Annotated in this window: 12 protein-coding genes; all 12 read left to right on the forward strand. The window is 74.5% G+C overall.

What is annotated here, in order from left to right:
• Positions 1-13 precede the first annotated feature (13 nt).
• The 12 genes from cobT to K7G61_RS33110 all read left to right on the forward strand — a co-directional run bounded on the left by cobT (position 14) and on the right by K7G61_RS33110 (position 16,875).
• Positions 14-1,210 (forward strand): nicotinate-nucleotide--dimethylbenzimidazole phosphoribosyltransferase, encoded by a 1,197-nt coding sequence (gene cobT / locus K7G61_RS33055; RefSeq protein WP_225850831.1) that lies wholly within the window; start codon positions 14-16, stop codon positions 1,208-1,210.
• Positions 1,211-1,353: 143 nt separating this feature from the next.
• Positions 1,354-3,210 (forward strand): phosphatidylglycerol lysyltransferase domain-containing protein, encoded by a 1,857-nt coding sequence (locus tag K7G61_RS33060; RefSeq protein ID WP_225850832.1) that lies wholly within the window; start codon positions 1,354-1,356, stop codon positions 3,208-3,210.
• A gap of 163 nt (positions 3,211-3,373) precedes the next feature.
• Positions 3,374-3,871, forward strand: a complete 498-nt coding sequence (locus tag K7G61_RS33065) for a hypothetical protein (RefSeq protein WP_225850833.1) — start codon at positions 3,374-3,376, stop codon at positions 3,869-3,871.
• A 404-nt stretch (positions 3,872-4,275) separates the two neighbouring features.
• Positions 4,276-5,067, forward strand: a complete 792-nt coding sequence (locus K7G61_RS33070; protein WP_225850834.1) for an adenosylcobinamide-GDP ribazoletransferase — start codon at positions 4,276-4,278, stop codon at positions 5,065-5,067.
• A gap of 259 nt (positions 5,068-5,326) precedes the next feature.
• On the forward strand, positions 5,327-6,829 hold the full coding sequence (locus tag K7G61_RS33075; protein ID WP_225850835.1) for a leucyl aminopeptidase: 1,503 nt from the start codon (positions 5,327-5,329) through the stop codon (positions 6,827-6,829).
• A gap of 294 nt (positions 6,830-7,123) precedes the next feature.
• On the forward strand, positions 7,124-8,512 hold the full coding sequence (gene lpdA, locus K7G61_RS33080) for a dihydrolipoyl dehydrogenase (protein WP_225850836.1): 1,389 nt from the start codon (positions 7,124-7,126) through the stop codon (positions 8,510-8,512).
• A 52-nt stretch (positions 8,513-8,564) separates the two neighbouring features.
• Positions 8,565-10,373: a 2-oxoglutarate dehydrogenase, E2 component, dihydrolipoamide succinyltransferase gene (gene sucB, locus K7G61_RS33085; RefSeq protein WP_225850837.1), complete on the forward strand. Its 1,809-nt coding sequence runs from the start codon at positions 8,565-8,567 to the stop codon at positions 10,371-10,373.
• Between the two features lie 130 nt (positions 10,374-10,503).
• Complete coding sequence (locus K7G61_RS33090) at positions 10,504-11,145, forward strand: GntR family transcriptional regulator (RefSeq protein ID WP_225850838.1); 642 nt, start codon at positions 10,504-10,506, stop codon at positions 11,143-11,145.
• A gap of 229 nt (positions 11,146-11,374) precedes the next feature.
• Positions 11,375-14,020 (forward strand): pyruvate dehydrogenase (acetyl-transferring), homodimeric type, encoded by a 2,646-nt coding sequence (aceE, locus tag K7G61_RS33095; protein ID WP_225850839.1) that lies wholly within the window; start codon positions 11,375-11,377, stop codon positions 14,018-14,020.
• A gap of 83 nt (positions 14,021-14,103) precedes the next feature.
• Complete coding sequence (locus K7G61_RS33100; protein ID WP_225850840.1) at positions 14,104-15,099, forward strand: GNAT family N-acetyltransferase; 996 nt, start codon at positions 14,104-14,106, stop codon at positions 15,097-15,099.
• Between the two features lie 218 nt (positions 15,100-15,317).
• Complete coding sequence (locus K7G61_RS33105; RefSeq protein ID WP_225850841.1) at positions 15,318-15,830, forward strand: DUF4240 domain-containing protein; 513 nt, start codon at positions 15,318-15,320, stop codon at positions 15,828-15,830.
• 142 nt (positions 15,831-15,972) lie between these two features.
• On the forward strand, positions 15,973-16,875 hold the full coding sequence (locus K7G61_RS33110) for a TIGR01777 family oxidoreductase (RefSeq protein ID WP_225850842.1): 903 nt from the start codon (positions 15,973-15,975) through the stop codon (positions 16,873-16,875).
• Positions 16,876-16,883 lie beyond the last annotated feature (8 nt).

Raw genomic sequence — 16,883 nt, forward strand, 5'->3', positions numbered from 1 at the left:
TACCCTTCGGCGGGTGAGCGGCATCGACTTGGACGAATTCGGCTCCCTGGTGGAGCGTCCCGACGCGGGTCTGCGCAGGGACTCGCAGGAACGGTGGACGCGGCTGGTCCCGCCGGCCGGCGCGCTGGGCAGGCCCGCGGAACTCGCCGACTGGCTGTCCGCGGTGCAGGGCGCCGTACCGGCCCGGCCGATCACCCGCCCCAAGGTGCTGCTGTTCGCGGCCGACCACGGGGTCGCCTCGCTGGGAGTGTCGGCCCGCCCGGCGGGCACCGCGGTGGAGCTGGTCCGGGCCGTCGTGGAGGGCACGGCCCCCGTCGCCGTGCTGTCGCGGCAGTACGGGGCCCCGGTCCGGGTGATCGACATGGCGCTGGACTGCGACCCGGCCGAGCTGCCCGCCGGCGTCGCCGCCCACCGGGTGCGGCGCGGCTCGGGCCGCTGGGACGTCGAGGACGCGCTCACCGCGCAGGAGGCCGAGCAGGCGTTCCGCGCCGGCGTGGCGATCGCGGACGAGGAGGCGGACTCCGGCACCGACCTGGTCCTGCTCGGCGACCTCAGCGTGGGCGGGACGACCACGGCGGGCGTGCTCGTCGCGGCGCTGTGCGGCACCGACGCCTCCGTGGTCACCGGGCGCGGTTCGGGCCTCGACGACCTGGGCTGGATGCGCAAGTGCGCCGCGATCCGCGACGGGCTACGCCGGGCCCGGCCGGTCCTCGGCGACCAGCTCGCCCTGCTGGCCGCGGTCGGCGGCGCGGACTTCGCGGCGACCACGGGCTTCCTCCTCCAGGCCGCCGTACGCAAGCTCCCGGTGGTCCTGGACGGCGTCGTCAGCGCGGCCTGCGCCCTGGTCGCCCAGCGCATCGCCTTCCGCGCCCCCGACTGGTGGCTCGCCGCCCACACCACCGGCGAGCCCGGCCAGGACAAGGCCCTGGACCGCGTCTCCCTCGAACCCCTCCTCACGCACGGCCTGCACACGGGCTCCGCCGTGGGCCCGCTGCTCGCCCTCCCGCTCCTGCAGGCCGCGGCCGCCCTCTCCGCCGAACTCCCGGACCCGAAGCCGGACGAGGCGCGGGACGACGTTCCCGACGAGGGGCCGGACCCGAAGCCGGACGAGGGTGCCGAGCAGGGGCTTGACGAGGGGCCGGGCCGGACGCAGGACGCAGGACAGGACGAGGGGCCCGACGGGACGCCCGGCCAGGCGCCGACCGTCTGAGCCGCCGGGGAGCCGCCGTCTCCCGCGCGGCTCCCCGGCCCGCCCGGAGGCGGGCACCGCCGGCGCCGTCGGCGCGGGGTGCCCGCACACCACCTGGCGCGGGGTTCCCGCATTCCGGACATCAGCGCATATGATCGCCCAGTATGGGAACGGTCACCGGGGGCCCGCCGCGGGGGATCACGCGCCCGCGCCCGTGGGCCCGCCGGGGCGCCGCGTACACCGTCTGGTACCTGCGCCTGGTCGCCCTGCTGAACGTCCTGGGCGTCGTCTGGGTGTCGTTCGGCAGCGACATCCGGCGGCACAACGCCCAGGACTACTTCACCCCCTACCTGCTGACCGCCGGCTTCACCTCCGGCTTCTTCGCGCTGTTCCTGGCGGTCACCATGCGCCGCAGGAAACGGGCCGCCTGGATCCTGAACCTGGTGCTGTGCGGCCTGTTCTTCGCCGCCCTGGCGGTGAGCATGGTGTGGCCGCAGATCCACCGGCACGCCCAGAACTGGGTCTCGCTCGTGCTGACCGGCTCCTTCCTCGCCGCGCTCGTCGTGGGCAGGAAGGAGTTCCGGGCCAAGGGCGATCCGGCGAACCCGTGGTACGCGGGGCTGACCGCCGCCGTCGGGCTCGTGGTCGCCGCGCTGCTGGGCACGGCGCTCGTGGCGGGCACGAACTCGGCCAACGGCGCGAATTTCGGCGACGTCTTCGGCTACGCCCTGGTACGGCTGATCAGCCTGGTGCCCAGCGACACCGAGTTCGCGGCCATCGAGGCACCGGGCTGGGTGGACGTGGCGATCAACGTCATGAGCGCCGCGCTCTTCCTGCTGGTGCTGTTCGTGGCGTTCCGCTCGCCCCGCAACCGCGAGCTGCTGTGCGGCGAGGACGAGGAGCGGCTGCGGGCGCTGCTGGACAGGTACGGCGAGCGGGACTCGCTGGGCTATTTCGCGCTGCGCCGCGACAAGAGCGTCATCTGGTCGCCGACCGGCAAGTCGGCGATCGCCTACCGGGTGCTCGGCGGCGTCACCCTGGCGTCGGGTGACCCGATCGGCGACCCCGAGGCGTGGCCGGGCGCCATCGACGCCTGGCTGGCGGAGGCCAAGCAGCACGCCTGGGTCCCGGCGGTCATGGGCGCGGGGGAGGAGGCGGGCAGGGTCTACGCCCGGCACGGCCTCGACGCCTTGGAACTGGGCGACGAGGCGATCGTCGACACCGCGGACTTCACGCTGGAGGGCCGGGCGATGCGCACCGTCCGGCAGGCGTACAACCGGGTGAGGCGCTCCGGCTGCACCGTACGGATCCGGCGGCACGCCGACATCCCGGCCCGGGAGATGGACGCCCTGGTGGAGCGGGCCGACCACTGGCGCGACGGAGGCACCGAGCGCGGCTTCTCGATGGCGCTGGGGCGACTGGGCGACCCGGCCGACGGCCGGTGCGTGATGGTGGAGTGCGCGGACGGGGAGGGCAGGCCCAAGGCGCTGCTGAGCTTCGTGCCGTGGGGGCCGCACGGCCTGTCGCTGGACCTGATGCGCCGGGACCGCTCGGCCGACAACGGCCTGATCGAGTTCATGGTGATCGAGCTGATCCAGCGGGCCGAGGAGGTGGGGGTGCGGCAGATCTCGCTGAACTTCGCGATGTTCCGGTCGGTGTTCGAGCGGGGGTCGCGGCTCGGGGCGGGGCCGGTGCTGCGGCTGTGGCACTCGCTGCTGACGTTCTTCTCGCGGTGGTGGCAGATCGAGTCGCTCTACCGCGCCAACGCCAAGTTCCGCCCCATCTGGGAGCCGCGCTATGTGCTGTTCGGCAAGTCCAGCGAACTGCCCAGGATCGGCCTCGCCGGCGCGCGGGCCGAAGGGTTCCTCGGCGTCCCCCGGCTGCCCGCTCCCCTGCGCCGCGGCGAGCGGCGCCGCGAAGGGCTCGGCGCCCGGATCGGCAACGCCCGGCCTGGCCGGCCCCACCCCCGGCGCGGAGGCGCGGACCGCGGACCCACCGCCGATCCGCGCCCGCACCGCTGACCGGCTGCGGCGGCTGGCCGTCCGCGAATGGGGCGCGGTCTTCCCTGACATCGGGCGCCGGCTGCGCGCGGCCCGGCTGCGCGCCCTCCCGCTGACCCTCGCCTCGTGCCTGGGCATCCTGCTCCTGCAGCTCCTGCAGCACACCGGCGGCGCCGCGGACTGGGTGGACCGGCTCGGCGGGGTGTACGCGACGCTGCCGTGGTGGCAGGCGCTGCTGCGCACCCCCCTGTCGCTGCTGGTACCCGACGCCTCGCTGCCGAGCTGGGGCCTGATCGTGCAGGTCGTGGTCGTCTTCGGCATCGCGGAGACCACGGTCGGCGCCCGCCGCGCCTTAGGCGTCGCCCTGCTGGCCACTCTGGCGGGAACCTGTTTCGCCCGCTACTCGCTGTGGACCGGACCGCACGGCTTCCTGGGCCTGCCGGCCGCCGACCTCGCCGTACGCGACACCGGCCCGTCGGCGGCGGTGGTCGCGCTCGGGGTGTACGTGGCCTGCCGCTACCGCGCCTGGCTGACGGCGTCGGCGGTCGCGCTGGCGATGGTCGCCGAGGTGGTGTGGGTGACGAACCTGGCGGGCTGCGAGCACCTCGCGGGCGTGCTGTGCGTTCTCGCCCTCGCCGCGGGGGAGGCGGTGCGCGGCCGAGGCGGTAGCCTCGCGCGGTGACCGACGCCGAAGCGACCCCGCCCGAGCACCGGCAGGCACCCCCGGAGGACGCCCCGCCCCCGCCCGCACCCCAGGAACCGTCGCCCATACCCGCGCCCCAGGCAGCCGCCCAGGACCCGGCGCCCGTACCCCGAACGCCCAGGCCGCAACCGGCGCCCCCGCCCGCACCCCAGGCAGCCGCCCGGCAACCCGCGCCCCAGACGCCCGCCCAGGACCCGGCGCCCGTACCCCGAACGCCCAGGCCGCAACCCGCACCTATACCGGCGCCCCAGGAACCGGCACCCGCCCCCCAGGCCACGCAGGACTCCGCGCCCGTACCCGCGCAGGAGTCCCCGCGGCCCGCGGCGCCGCCGGCGGACGTCCCGCTTCCGCCCGAGCATCCGCCGGCGCCGGCCGGGGAGCCGGTGGCCGAGGCCGCCGTGTCCGGTGGCGACGCGCTGCGGTTCGCGTTCGGGACGCTGAGCGTGCTGCCCGTGCGGGTGGGCCGCTGGGACCGTACGGCGGCCGGCGGCGGAATGGCGGCGGCCCCGGTCGTGGGTCTGGCGATCGGGCTGGCCGTGGCGGCGCTCGGCTGGCTGCTGCACGCGCTCGGCGCGTCGCCGCTGCTGACCGCCGTGGCCGCGGTCGCGGTGCCGGCCGCGGCCACGCGGGGGCTCCACCTGGACGGCCTCGCCGACACCGCCGACGGCTTGGGCTGCGGCAAGCCCGCCGAGGAGGCGCTGCGGGTCATGAAGCGCTCGGACATCGGCCCCTTCGGCGTCCTGGTCCTGGTGCTCGTCCTGCTCGCGCAGACCGCCGCGCTCGCGTCGTGCTACGGGCACGGGTGGGTGTACGGCGGTACGGCCGCGGTGGTGGCGGCGGTGACCGGGCGCACCGCCATGACGCTGGCGTGCCGCGAGGGGGTCGCGGCCGCCCGGCCCGACGGCCTGGGGGCGGCCGTCGCGGGAGCGGTCGACGCCGGTACGGCCTGGGGCACGGCGCTGCTCGTCACCGTGCTCGCGGCCGCGGCGGGAGCGCCCTTCGGCGGCGCGACCGCGCTGCGCTCGGGCCTGGCCGCGGGCGCCGGCCTGCTCGTCTCCGAGGCGCTGCTGCGGCGCTGCGGGCGGCGCTTCGGCGGGGTCACCGGGGACGTGTTCGGCGCGCTGTGCGAGAGCGCCGTCACCGCCGCCGCCGTGGTGCTGGCCATGCGCGGCTGACCGGCGGCGCATGGCCGGATTCCCGCCTCCGCGGTCGCGTTCTCGGGCCGCGGGCGGCGGCGGGTGCCGCCGGACCTGGGACGACGAAGGGCCGATGGGACGGGAGGGGCCCTCGCGCCGCCTGGGCGGGCGTAATCTCGACGGAATCGGCAGCCACCCCGCTCCGCACCGCTGATCTGGCGCAATACGATGCGGGGGGCCGGGCCGGGCCATCCACCGGCCGCTGACAGGACCTCGACCGAATAGGACCTCATCCACCGTGACTGCTCTGACTCTCAGTACCTCCTCCGCCGCGGCGTTGCGTGCGGACGCCGTCGTCGTGGGCGTGATCAAGGGGCCCAAGGGCCCGCGGCTCGCGCCCGGTGCGGAGGCGGTGGACTCCGCGTTCGACGGCGGGCTCGCGGCGACCCTGGAGACCCTGGGCGCCACGGGCGGCGAGGGCGAGGTCACCAAGCTGCCCGCCCCCGCGGGTGTGAAGGCCGCCGTGGTGGTCGCCGTCGGGCTCGGCGAGACGCCGGAGGACGGTTCCGGCCCCGACGCGGAGGCGCTGCGCAAGGCGGCGGGCTCGGCGGCCCGGGCGCTGGCGGGTGCGAAGAAGGCCGCGTTCGCGCTGCCGGCCGCGGAGGCGGCGGACGTCGAGGCGGTCGGGACCGGCGCGCTGCTGGGCGCGTACGCCTTCACCGCCTACCAGGCCGACGGCGGCAAGGCGCCGCTCGGCGAGGTCGCGGTGGTCGGCGCCAAGCCGCGGGACAAGGCGCACAAGGCCGCCGTCGAGCGGGCCGCCGCGGTGGCGTCCGAGGTCAACCGGGCCCGGGACCTGATCAACACCCCGCCCAACGACCTGACGCCGAAGGCGTTCGCGGCCGCCGTCAAGGACGCGGCCAAGGAGTTCGGGCTGAAGGTCGAGGTGCTGGACGAGAAGGCGCTGATCAAGGGCGGCTACGGCGGCATCATGGGCGTCGGCCAGGGCTCGGCCACCCCGCCGCGCCTGGTCCGCGTCGCGTACACCCACGCCGACGCCGAGCGCACCCTCGCCTTCGTCGGCAAGGGCATCACGTACGACTCCGGCGGCATCTCGCTCAAGCCGCCGGGGCACAACGAGACGATGAAGTGCGACATGAGCGGGGCCGCCGCCGTGTTCGCCGCCGTCGTGGCCACCGCGAAGCTGGGCCTGCGGGTCAACGTCACCGGCTGGCTGGCGCTGGCCGAGAACATGCCCGGCGGCGGCGCGGTCCGCCCCGGCGACGTGCTGCGGATGTACGGCGGCAAGACGGTGGAGGTGCTCAACACCGACGCCGAGGGCCGGCTGGTGCTGGCCGACGCGCTGGTCCGCGCCTCCGAGGAGCGCCCGGACGCGATCGTGGACGTGGCCACCCTGACCGGCGCGATGATCCTCGCGCTGGGCGACGGCCGGTTCGGCATCATGTCCAACGACGACGGCTTCCGCACCCGGGTGCACACCACCGCGCTGGCCGAGGGCGAGGACTCCTGGCCGATGCCGCTGCCCAAGCAGCTGCGCAAGACCTTCGACTCGCCGACCGCGGACATCGCCAACATCGGCGCGCGCCAGGGCGGCGGCCTCGTCGCGGGTCTGTTCCTGAAGGAGTTCGTCGGCGAGGGCATCACCTGGGCCCACCTCGACATCGCCGGTCCGGCCTTCCACGAGGGCGCGCCCTTCGGCTACACCCCCAAGGGCGGCACCGGCACGGCCGTCCGCACCCTGGTGGCGCTGGCCCGCCAGGCCGCGGACGGCGCCTTCTGACGCGGCTCCCGCACCCGCGGGCACGTTCGCCCCGATGGCCGCACGGCGAACCCGCTCCCGTGCCCCCGAACGGGTGAGTTGCGTCACCTACGGCTCCGGCCGCCGCGGACAGCGGCGCGCCCGGAGCCGTATCTCGTCGGTCTCACCTCACGGCCCGGTGGCCCGTCGGCCCTGAACAAGTGCGAAGATGTTGTCTCGGCGACAGGGCCCCCGTTTTTGGACAAGCGGCCGAACGAAAGCCGCCGCCGGTCACGGCAGGACCGGCGGGGCGAACCCATGCATGGAGGACGTGACGTGGCGAACGACGCCAGCACTGTTTTCGACCTAGTGATCCTCGGCGGCGGCAGTGGCGGCTACGCGGCGGCCCTGCGTGCCGCGCAGCTGGGACTCGACGTCGCCCTGATCGAGAAGAACAAGCTCGGGGGCACCTGTCTGCACAACGGCTGTATTCCCACCAAGGCGCTGCTGCACGCCGGTGAGATCGCGGACCAGGCTCGCGAGAGCGAGCAGTTCGGCGTGAAGGCCACGTTCGAGGGCATCGACATCGCGGCCGTCCACAAGTACAAGGACGACGTGATCTCCGGCCTCTACAAGGGCCTGCAGGGCCTGGTGGCCTCGCGCAAGGTGACGTACATCGAGGGCGAGGGCCGGCTGTCGTCGCCCACCTCGATCGACGTGAACGGGCAGCGGATCGAGGGCCGGCACATCCTGCTCGCGACCGGTTCCGTGCCGCGCTCGCTGCCCGGCCTGGTCATCGACGGCAACCGGATCATCTCCTCCGACCACGCGCTGACCCTGGACCGGGTGCCGCAGTCGGCGGTCATCCTGGGCGGCGGCGTGATCGGCGTGGAGTTCGCCTCCGCGTGGAAGTCCTTCGGCACCGACGTGACGATCGTCGAGGGCCTGCCGCACCTGGTGCCCGTCGAGGACGAGAACAGCTCCAAGCTGCTGGAGCGGGCCTTCCGCAAGCGGGGCATCAAGTTCAACCTGGGCACCTTCTTCCAGAGCGCCGAGTACACCGACAGCGGTGTCAAGGTCACCCTCGCGGACGGCAAGACCTTCGAGGCCGAGGTGCTGCTGGTCGCCATCGGCCGCGGCCCGGTCTCGCAGGGTCTGGGCTACGAGGAGCAGGGCGTGGCGATGGACCGCGGCTACGTGGTCGTCGACGAGTACATGCGCACCAACGTGCCGACCATCTCGGCCGTCGGCGACCTGGTGCCGACCCTCCAGCTCGCGCACGTCGGCTTCGCCGAGGGCATCCTGGTAGCGGAGCGTCTGGCCGGTCTGAAGGCCGTGCCGATCGACTACGACGGCGTGCCGCGCGTGACGTACTGCCAGCCGGAGGTCGCCTCGGTCGGCATCACCGAGGCCAGGGCCAAGGAGCTCTACGGGGCCGACAAGGTCGTCACCCTGAAGTACAACCTGGCCGGCAACGGCAGGAGCAAGATCCTCAAGACCTCGGGCGAGATCAAGCTCGTCCAGGTCCGCGACGGGGCCGTCGTGGGCGTCCACCTGGTCGGCGACCGGATGGGCGAGCAGGTCGGCGAGGCTCAGCTCATCTACAACTGGGAGGCGCTGCCCGCCGAGGTGGCACAGCTCATCCACGCGCACCCCACGCAGAACGAGGCGCTCGGCGAGGCCCACCTGGCCCTCGCGGGCAAGCCGCTGCACTCGCACGACTGACCCTCGAACACGCCATCCCCATCCGCACAGATCGTTAGGAGCAACCGCAACCATGGCGGTTTCCGTAACCCTGCCGGCGCTCGGCGAGAGCGTGACCGAGGGCACCGTCACCCGCTGGCTGAAGGCCGAGGGTGAGCGCGTCGAGGCCGACGAGCCGCTGCTCGAGGTCTCGACGGACAAGGTCGACACCGAGATCCCCTCGCCCGCCTCCGGCGTACTCACCTCCATCAAGGTCGCCGAGGACGAGACGGTCGAGGTCGGCGCCGAACTGGCCGTGATCGACGACGGCCAGGGCGCCCCCGCCGCCGCGCCGGCGCCCGCGGCCGAGCCGGCCGCCGCCCCGGCCCCGGCTCCCGCGCAGCCCGCGCCCGCCCCGGCCGCCGAGGCCCCGGCACCCGCGCCCCAGACGCCCGCCCCGGCCCCTGCCGCGGCCGAGCCCGCGCCCGCCGCCCCGGCCGGCGGCGCCTCCGGCACCGACGTCACGCTGCCCGCGCTGGGCGAGTCGGTCACCGAGGGCACCATCACCCGCTGGCTGAAGTCGGTCGGCGACAGCGTCGAGGCCGACGAGCCGCTGCTGGAGGTCTCGACGGACAAGGTCGACACCGAGATCCCCTCGCCGGTGGCCGGCACCCTGCTGGAGATCCTGGTCCAGGAGGACGAGACGGCCGAGGTCGGCGCCCGCCTCGCGGTCGTCGGCGCCGCCGGCGCGGCCCCTGCCGCGGCTCCGGCGCCTCAGGCGCCCGCCCCGGCTCCGGCCCAGCCCGCGCCCGCCGCTCCCCCGGCTCCGCCCGCTCCCCCGGCCCCGCCGGCGGCGCCCGCTCCGGCCCCGGCACCGGCACCGGCCGCCCCGGCTCCGGCTCCGGCGGCACCCGCACCTCAGGCACCCGCGCCCGCCGCCCCGGCCGCGCAGCCCGCTCCGGCCGCCGCGCAGGCCACCGACGAAGGCGCGTACGTCACCCCGCTGGTCCGCAAGCTCGCCGCCGAGAACGGCGTCGACCTCGGCTCGGTGCGGGGCACCGGCGTCGGCGGCCGGATCCGCAAGCAGGACGTGCTCGCCGCCGCCGAGGCCGCCAAGGCCGCGGCGAAGGCCGCTCCGGCCGCCCCCGCCGCCCCGGCGAAGGCGCCCCAGGCGGTGTCCCCGCTGCGCGGCCAGACGGTCAAGATGACCCGCATCCGCAAGCTCATCGGCGACAACATGATGCAGGCGCTGCACTCGCAGGCCCAGCTCACCACGGTCGTCGAGGTGGACGTCACCCGCATCATGCGGCTGCGCGCCCAGGCCAAGGACGCCTTCCAGGCACGCGAGGGCGTCAAGCTCTCGCCGATGCCGTTCTTCGTGAAGGCCGCCGCCCAGGCGCTCAAGGCGCACCCGGTGATCAACGCGCGCCTCAACGACCAGGAGGGCACGGTCACCTACTTCGACACCGAGAACATCGGTATCGCGGTGGACTCCGAGAAGGGCCTGATGACCCCGGTCATCAAGGGCGCGGGCGATCTGAACATCGCCGGCATCGCCAAGAAGACCGCCGAGCTGGCGGGCAACGTGCGCTCGAACAGGATCACGCCGGACGACCTGGCGGGCGCGACCTTCACGATCAGCAACACCGGTTCGCGCGGCGCGCTGTTCGACACGGTCATCGTGCCGCCGCACCAGGCCGCCATCCTGGGCATCGGCGCGACCGTGAAGCGCCCGGTGGTCGTGGAGACCGCCGACGGCACGGTCATCGGCGTCCGGGACATGACGTACCTGTCGCTGTCCTACGACCACCGGCTGGTGGACGGCGCCGACGCGGCCCGCTACCTGGTCGCGGTCAAGGAGATCCTTGAGGCGGGCGAGTTCGAGGTGGAACTCGGCCTGTAACCGCGAGCGGACGTACGGCGCCCCCGCCCCGGCCTGACACCGGGACGGGGGCGCCGCCGTGTCCGGGGGGAGGCATGGTTGCCGCGTCGTCGTATCGTCTATGTCACGCAGACCGTGGAGGAGTGCGCCCATGACCCAGCCCGCCGTCGCCTCGCACCTGGTGGTGCACAGTCTGCGTGAGCAGATCCGCGAGCACATCCTGGAAGGGATCGTCAGCGGGCGGTGGAAGCCGGGCGAGCGCATCGTGGAGCGCAGGATCGCGGTGGAGCTCCAGGTCAGCCAGACGCCGGTACGGGAGGCGCTGCGCGAGCTGGAGACGCTGCGGCTGATCGAGTCCGCGCCCAACAAGGGCGTGCGGGTGCGCAGCCTGACCGCGGCCGACCTCAAGGAGAGCTATCCGGTGCGGGCCGGCCTGGAGCAGGTGGCGGCCGAGCTCGCCGCCGGGCGGCTGGCCGCCGACCCCTCGCCCCTGGAGCACGAGGTGGCCGCCCTGCGCGCGGCCGACGAGAACCTCGACGGCGAGGCCCAGGTCCGGCACACCGTCGCGTTCCACCACGAGCTCGTGCGGGCCGCGGGCAACGCCGTGCTGCTGCACGCCTGGGAGTCGCTGGGCATCGAGGTGTGGACCACGCTGTCGATCCGCTGGCTCAGCCCCGCGCCGCGCGCGTACGCCGCCGAGCACCAGGAGATAGTGGACGCCTTCGTACGCCGCGACCCGGGCATCTGCGAGCTGCTGAAGGAGCACGTCCTCAGCTGCGCCCCGCAGGTCTGAGGCCCGCACCGGGGCGATGCCGCCCGCCCCCTCGCGCCAGCGTTTCCAAGGCCGCACGGCACTGACACTCGGTGCCTCTAAGGCTGTCATCGCGTGCCACCTGCGAATTTCCCACCAGTAACCATTGATCGATCATCGATCGCGGCGTACCGTCGAACCCGGGGTGCCCTGTCTGCCGACTCGTACAACCCGCACTCCTCACACCCCTCCCTCCGGAAGGCGGCGACGCATGCCCAGTCAGCTCGACCAGATCCCCGACCGGGACCCGGAAGAGACCGCGGAATGGCGCGAATCCCTGGAAGCGGTCACCAAAGCCGCGGGACCTCACCGCGCGGCGTACCTGCTGCGGCGCACCCTGGAGAGCGCCGCCGGCCGCCTCGACGTCCCCGCGCCGCTGGAGACGCCGTACCTGAACACGATCCCGACCTCCGCCGAGCCCGCGTACCCGGGTGACGAGGCGCTGGAGGCCCGGATCACGGCGTGGAACCGGTGGAACGCCGCGGCGATGGTCACCCGCGGCAGCAAGCTCGGGCTCGGCGGCCACATCGCCACCTTCGCCTCGGCGGCCTGGCTGTACGAGACGGGCTTCCAGCACTTCTTCCGCGGCAAGGAGGGCCCCGGCTCGGGCGACCAGCTCTACATCCAGGGCCACGCCTCCCCCGGCATCTACGCCCGCGCCTTCCTCGACGGCCGGCTCACCGAGGCCCACCTCGACCGCTTCCGCCGGGAGGCGGGCGGCGACGGTCTGCCCTCGTACCCGCACCCGCGGCGGCTGCCGTGGCTGTGGGAGTTCCCGACCGTGTCCATGGGCCTCGGCCCGCTGTCGGCGATCTACCAGGCCCGCTTCAACCGCTACCTGGAGCACCGCGGCATCAAGGACACCTCCGACTCCCACGTATGGGCGTTCCTCGGCGACGGCGAGATGGACGAGCCCGAGGCGACCGCCTCCCTGGCGCTGGCCAGCCGCGAGGGCCTGGACAACCTGACCTTCGTGATCAACTGCAACCTGCAGCGCCTCGACGGCCCGGTCCGCCCCAACTTCAAGATCGTCCAGGAGCTGGAGGCCCAGTTCCGCGCGGCGGGCTGGAACGTGGTCAAGGCGCTGTGGGGCACCGCCTGGGACGAGCTGTTCGCCCAGGACCTCGACGGCGCCCTGGAGCGGCGGCTGCGGCAGACCCCGGATGCCCAGTTCCAGACCTACGCCACCCGCGACGCGGCCTACGTCCGCGACCACTTCTTCGGCGCCGACCCCGGCCTGCGCGCCATGGCGGCGGGCCTGTCCGACGCCAGGCTGCTGGAGCTGTTCCGCGGCTCCCGGGCCGGGCACGAGCCGCGCAAGGTGTACGCGGCCTACCGCGCCGCCGTCGAGCACAAGGGCACCCCGACGGTGATCCTCGCGCAGACCGTCAAGGGCTGGACGCTGGGCGAGGGCTTCGAGTCGCGCAACGCCAACCACCAGATGAAGAAGCTCACGGCCGCGCAGTTCCGCACGATGCGCGACCTGCTGGAGCTGCCCATCCCGGACAGCGCCCTGGACGCGGACGTGGTCCCGTACTGGCACCCGGGCGAGAACTCGCCGGAGATGCGGTACCTGCGCGAGCGCCGGGCGGCGCTCGGAGGCCTGGCGCCGGCCCGCAAGGTGGTCCCCAAGCCGCTGCCGATGCCGGCCGACAAGGCGTTCAAGGCGCTGGAGAAGGGTTCGGGCGGGCAGGAGATCGCCACCACGATGGCGTTCGTCCGGCTGGTGAAGGACCTGATGCGGGAGAAGGAGACCGGCCGCCGCTGGGTGCCGGTGGTGCCCGACGAGGCGCGGACCTTCGGCATGGAGTCGCTGTTCCCGTCCGCGGGCCTGTACTCGCCCAAGGGCCAGACGTACGACCCGGTCGACCGCGACCAGCTGCTGTACTACAAGGAGGCGAAGGACGGCCAGATCCTCAACGAGGGGATCACCGAGGCCGGTTCGCTCGCCGACTTCACGGCCGCCGCCACGTCGTACGCCACGCACGGCGAGCCGATGATCCCCTTCTACATCTTCTACTCGATGTTCGGCTTCCAGCGCACCGGTGACCAGTTCTGGGCGCTGGCCGACCAGTTGGGCCGCGGCTTCGTCATCGGCGCGACCGCCGGCCGTACCACCATGACCGGCGAGGGCCTGCAGCACGCCGACGGCCACTCCCACCTGCTCGCCTCGACCAACCCGGCGGCGATCGCGTACGACCCGGCGTTCGCGTACGAGGTGGCGGTGATCGTCCGCGAGGGCCTGCGCCGCATGTACGGCCCGCAGGCGGAGGACGTCTTCTACTACCTGACGGTCTACAACGAGCCCAAGGTCCAGCCCGCCATGCCGCCCGGCGTGGAGGAGGGCATCCTCAAGGGCCTGTACCGCTACCAGCGGGCCGCGACCCTCGCCGAGGACGCGCCGCGCGCCCAGCTCCTGGCCTCCGGCACCGCGATCCACTGGGCGCTGGAAGCCCAGCGGCTGCTCGCCGAGGAGTGGGGCGTGGCCGCCGACGTGTGGTCCGCGCCCTCGTGGACCGAGCTGCGGCGCGAGGCCATGGAGTGCGACGCGGCCCGGCTGCGCGGCGAGGAGCGGATCCCCTACGTCACCGGCGCGCTGGCCGGGGCTCCCGGCCCGGTGGTCGCGGTCAGCGACTGGATGCGGGCGGTCCCGGACCAGATAGCCCCGTGGGTCGAGCAGGACTGGGTCTCGCTCGGCACGGACGGTTTCGGCCTGTCCGACACCCGCGACGCGGCCCGCCGCCACTTCGGCGTCGACCCGCAGTCCCTGGTGGTCCAGACCCTCTCCGCCCTCGCCCGGCGGGGCGACGTGAAGCCGGAAACCGTCAAGGAGGCCGCCGAGCGGTACGGACTGTAGGGGATGCGGCCCCGGTCCGGGTGCCCCGGCGAGTCCGGCAAACACCTTGCTGGCCGCCGTGGGCACCCGCTACGGTCCCCCGGGTGTCCGTCGACGTGAACCCACTGACCGCTCCCTCCGCGCACGACATCCGCACCTGGCACCAGGTGCGGTCCGCCGCGCTGGCCTACGACCGGCCGGGGGAGCCGGCGCCCTCCGAGGCCGAGGTGCGGGCCGAGCTCACCGTGCCCGGCGCGCGCAGCCGGAAGCTGCTGTGGCTGGTCCGCGGAGCCAGGGGCGAAGGGGTGGCGACGGCGTCGCTGCGGCTGTTCGAGGACCCCGGGCGGCGCCATCTCGCCGAGGGGCTCATCACCGTGCACCCCGCGCACCGGCGGCTCGGCACGGGCTCGCGGCTGCTGGCCACGCTCACCGAGGCGGCCGCCGCGGCCGGGTGCCGCAGCCTGGTCACCGAGGTGGCGGCGGGCTCGCCCGGCGAGGGCTTCCTGGCCACCCGCGACTTCGTCCCCGTACTGCGGCTGACCTGGCTGCGGCTGGCCCTGGACCAGGTGCCCGACCGGATCACGAAGCTGCCCGGCGAGGCCCACCCCGGCTACCGGCTGGCCTTCTGGGAGGGCGTGGTCCCGGACGGCCTCGCCGACAGCTTCGCCCGCGCCCGGCAGGGCATGGACGACATGCCGACAGGCGGGATGGACGTCGGCGAGGTCGCCTGGGACGCCGAACGGGTCCGCGAGATCGCCCGCGTCGTGGCCCGGCGCGGCGAGCGCCTGCTGACCGTCGCCGCCATCGCCGAGGCCGACGGCTCCGTCGCCGGCTTCACCGAACTCGTCCTGCCCGCCGACGGCTCCTCCCGCGCCCAGCAGTACGACACCGCCGTGCTGGCCGGCCACCGCGGCCACGCTCTGGGCCTATGGATCAAGGCCGACATGCTGCGCCGGGTCCGCGAGGACTTCCCCGGCATCACCGAGATCCGGACCGACAACGCGGACGACAACCGCCACATGCTGGCCGTCAACACGGCGCTGGGCTTTCGTCCGCTGCGCAGGACCGTCGAGTACCAGTTGACGCTGCGCCCGCGCTGAGCCGCCGGTCCCGTACCCGCCGCGCGCCTCCCTGTCGCGCGTCCCCCCGCCGCGCGCCTCCCCGTCGTACGCCTGCCGAACCGTTCCTGCGAGACGTGCCGCCGAGCCGCGTGGCCGGGCCCGGCAGGCGGCGCCCAGGCACGGCCGGATAACGACACGGACGCGTCCGGGGCGCCGGGCGTGCGGGGGCGGGTGGCAGACGCGAAGCTGTACCCGTGATGGACGAGACGCAGTTCTGGGAGATCGTCGACAGCACGCGCGAGGCCGCGGACGGCGACCCGGAGGACCACGCGGACCTGCTCGTCGAGCGTCTGGCGCAGCTCGACCCGGAGTCGGTGACGGACTTCGCGCGGCACTTCGAGACCCGCTTCCTGCGCGCGTTCCGGTGGGACCTGTGGGGCGCCGCCGACATCATGCTGGGCGGGGCGGACGACGAGTCCTTCGACTACTTCCGCTGCTGGCTGATCGGCCAGGGCCGGCCCGTCTTCGAGGGCGCGGTGCACGCCCCGGACGACCTGGCGGACCTCGTCGCCGACTTCGACCCGGACCGGGACGGCGACGCCGAGGACCTGGGGTACGCCGCGGACGAGGCGTACGAGCAGCTCACCGGGGTGCGCCTGCCGGACCTGGGACTCCCGCAGCCGGAGAGCCCCGAGGGCGAGCCGCTCGACTTCGACGACGAGTCGGCGATGGCCGCGCGGCTGCCCAAGCTGTGGGCCCGGTTCGGCTGACGGCCGGACCGGGCCCGCGGTCCGGCCACCGCGCCGGACCGGTGGTCCTGACCGTCCCGGCGGTCCGGGCGAGTTCGGCGCCACGGGCGAACTCGGCGCCACGGGCGGTCTCGGCAGGCCGCGCGGGCCGCGGGCGGGCACAATGATCCCCATGCGTATCGCAGTCTCCGGTGCCTCCGGGCTGATCGGCTCCGCCCTGTCCGCGTCCCTCGCCGCGGACGGCCACGAGGTGGTCCGCCTGGTCCGGCGGGACCCCCGGCAGCCGGACGAGATCCGCTGGGACCCGGTGGCGGGCACGGTCGACACCGCGGGGCTGGCCGGCTGCGAGGCCGTCGTCCACCTCGCGGGCGCGGGCGTCGGCGAGCGCCGGTGGACCGAGGCGCGCAAGCGGGTGATCCGGGACAGCCGCGTCCTCGGCACCACAGCCGTGGCCCGCGCCGTGGCCGCCCTCGACACCCCGCCCCGCGTCCTGGTGTGCGGCAGCGCCATCGGCTACTACGGCGACACCGGCGACTCCTACGTCGACGAGGACAGCCCCCAGGGCGCCGGTTTCCTCGCCGAACTGGTGGCGGACTGGGAGGCGGCGGCGGAACCGGCGCGCGCGGCGGGCATCCGCACGGTGCACGCCCGTACCGGGCTGGTCGTGGCCAAGGACGGCGGGGCGTGGGGCCCGCTGTTCACCCTCTTCCGGGCCGGCCTCGGCGGCCGCCTCGGCAACGGCCGCCAGTTCTGGAGCTTCATCTCCCTGCGCGACGAGGTCGCGGCCCTGCGCCACGTCCTCGACACCCCCTCCCTGTCCGGCCCGGTCAACCTCACCGCGCCCGAGCCCCTCACCAACCGCGAGATCACCGCCGCGATGGGCCGCGCCCTGCACCGCCCCACCCTGGCCACCGTCCCGGCCCCGGTCCTGCGCCTGACCCTGGGCGAATTCGCCTCGGACGTCCTGTCCAGCCAGCGCGTCCGCCCCGCCCGCCTGCTGGCCTCCTCCTTCACCTTCGCCCACCCCCACATCGACCAGGCCATCGCGGCGGCACTGGAGCAGTGACGGTTCCG

The organism is Streptomyces sp. HPF1205 (genome assembly GCF_020400825.1).
Taxonomy (GTDB): Bacteria; Actinomycetota; Actinomycetes; order Streptomycetales; family Streptomycetaceae; genus Actinacidiphila.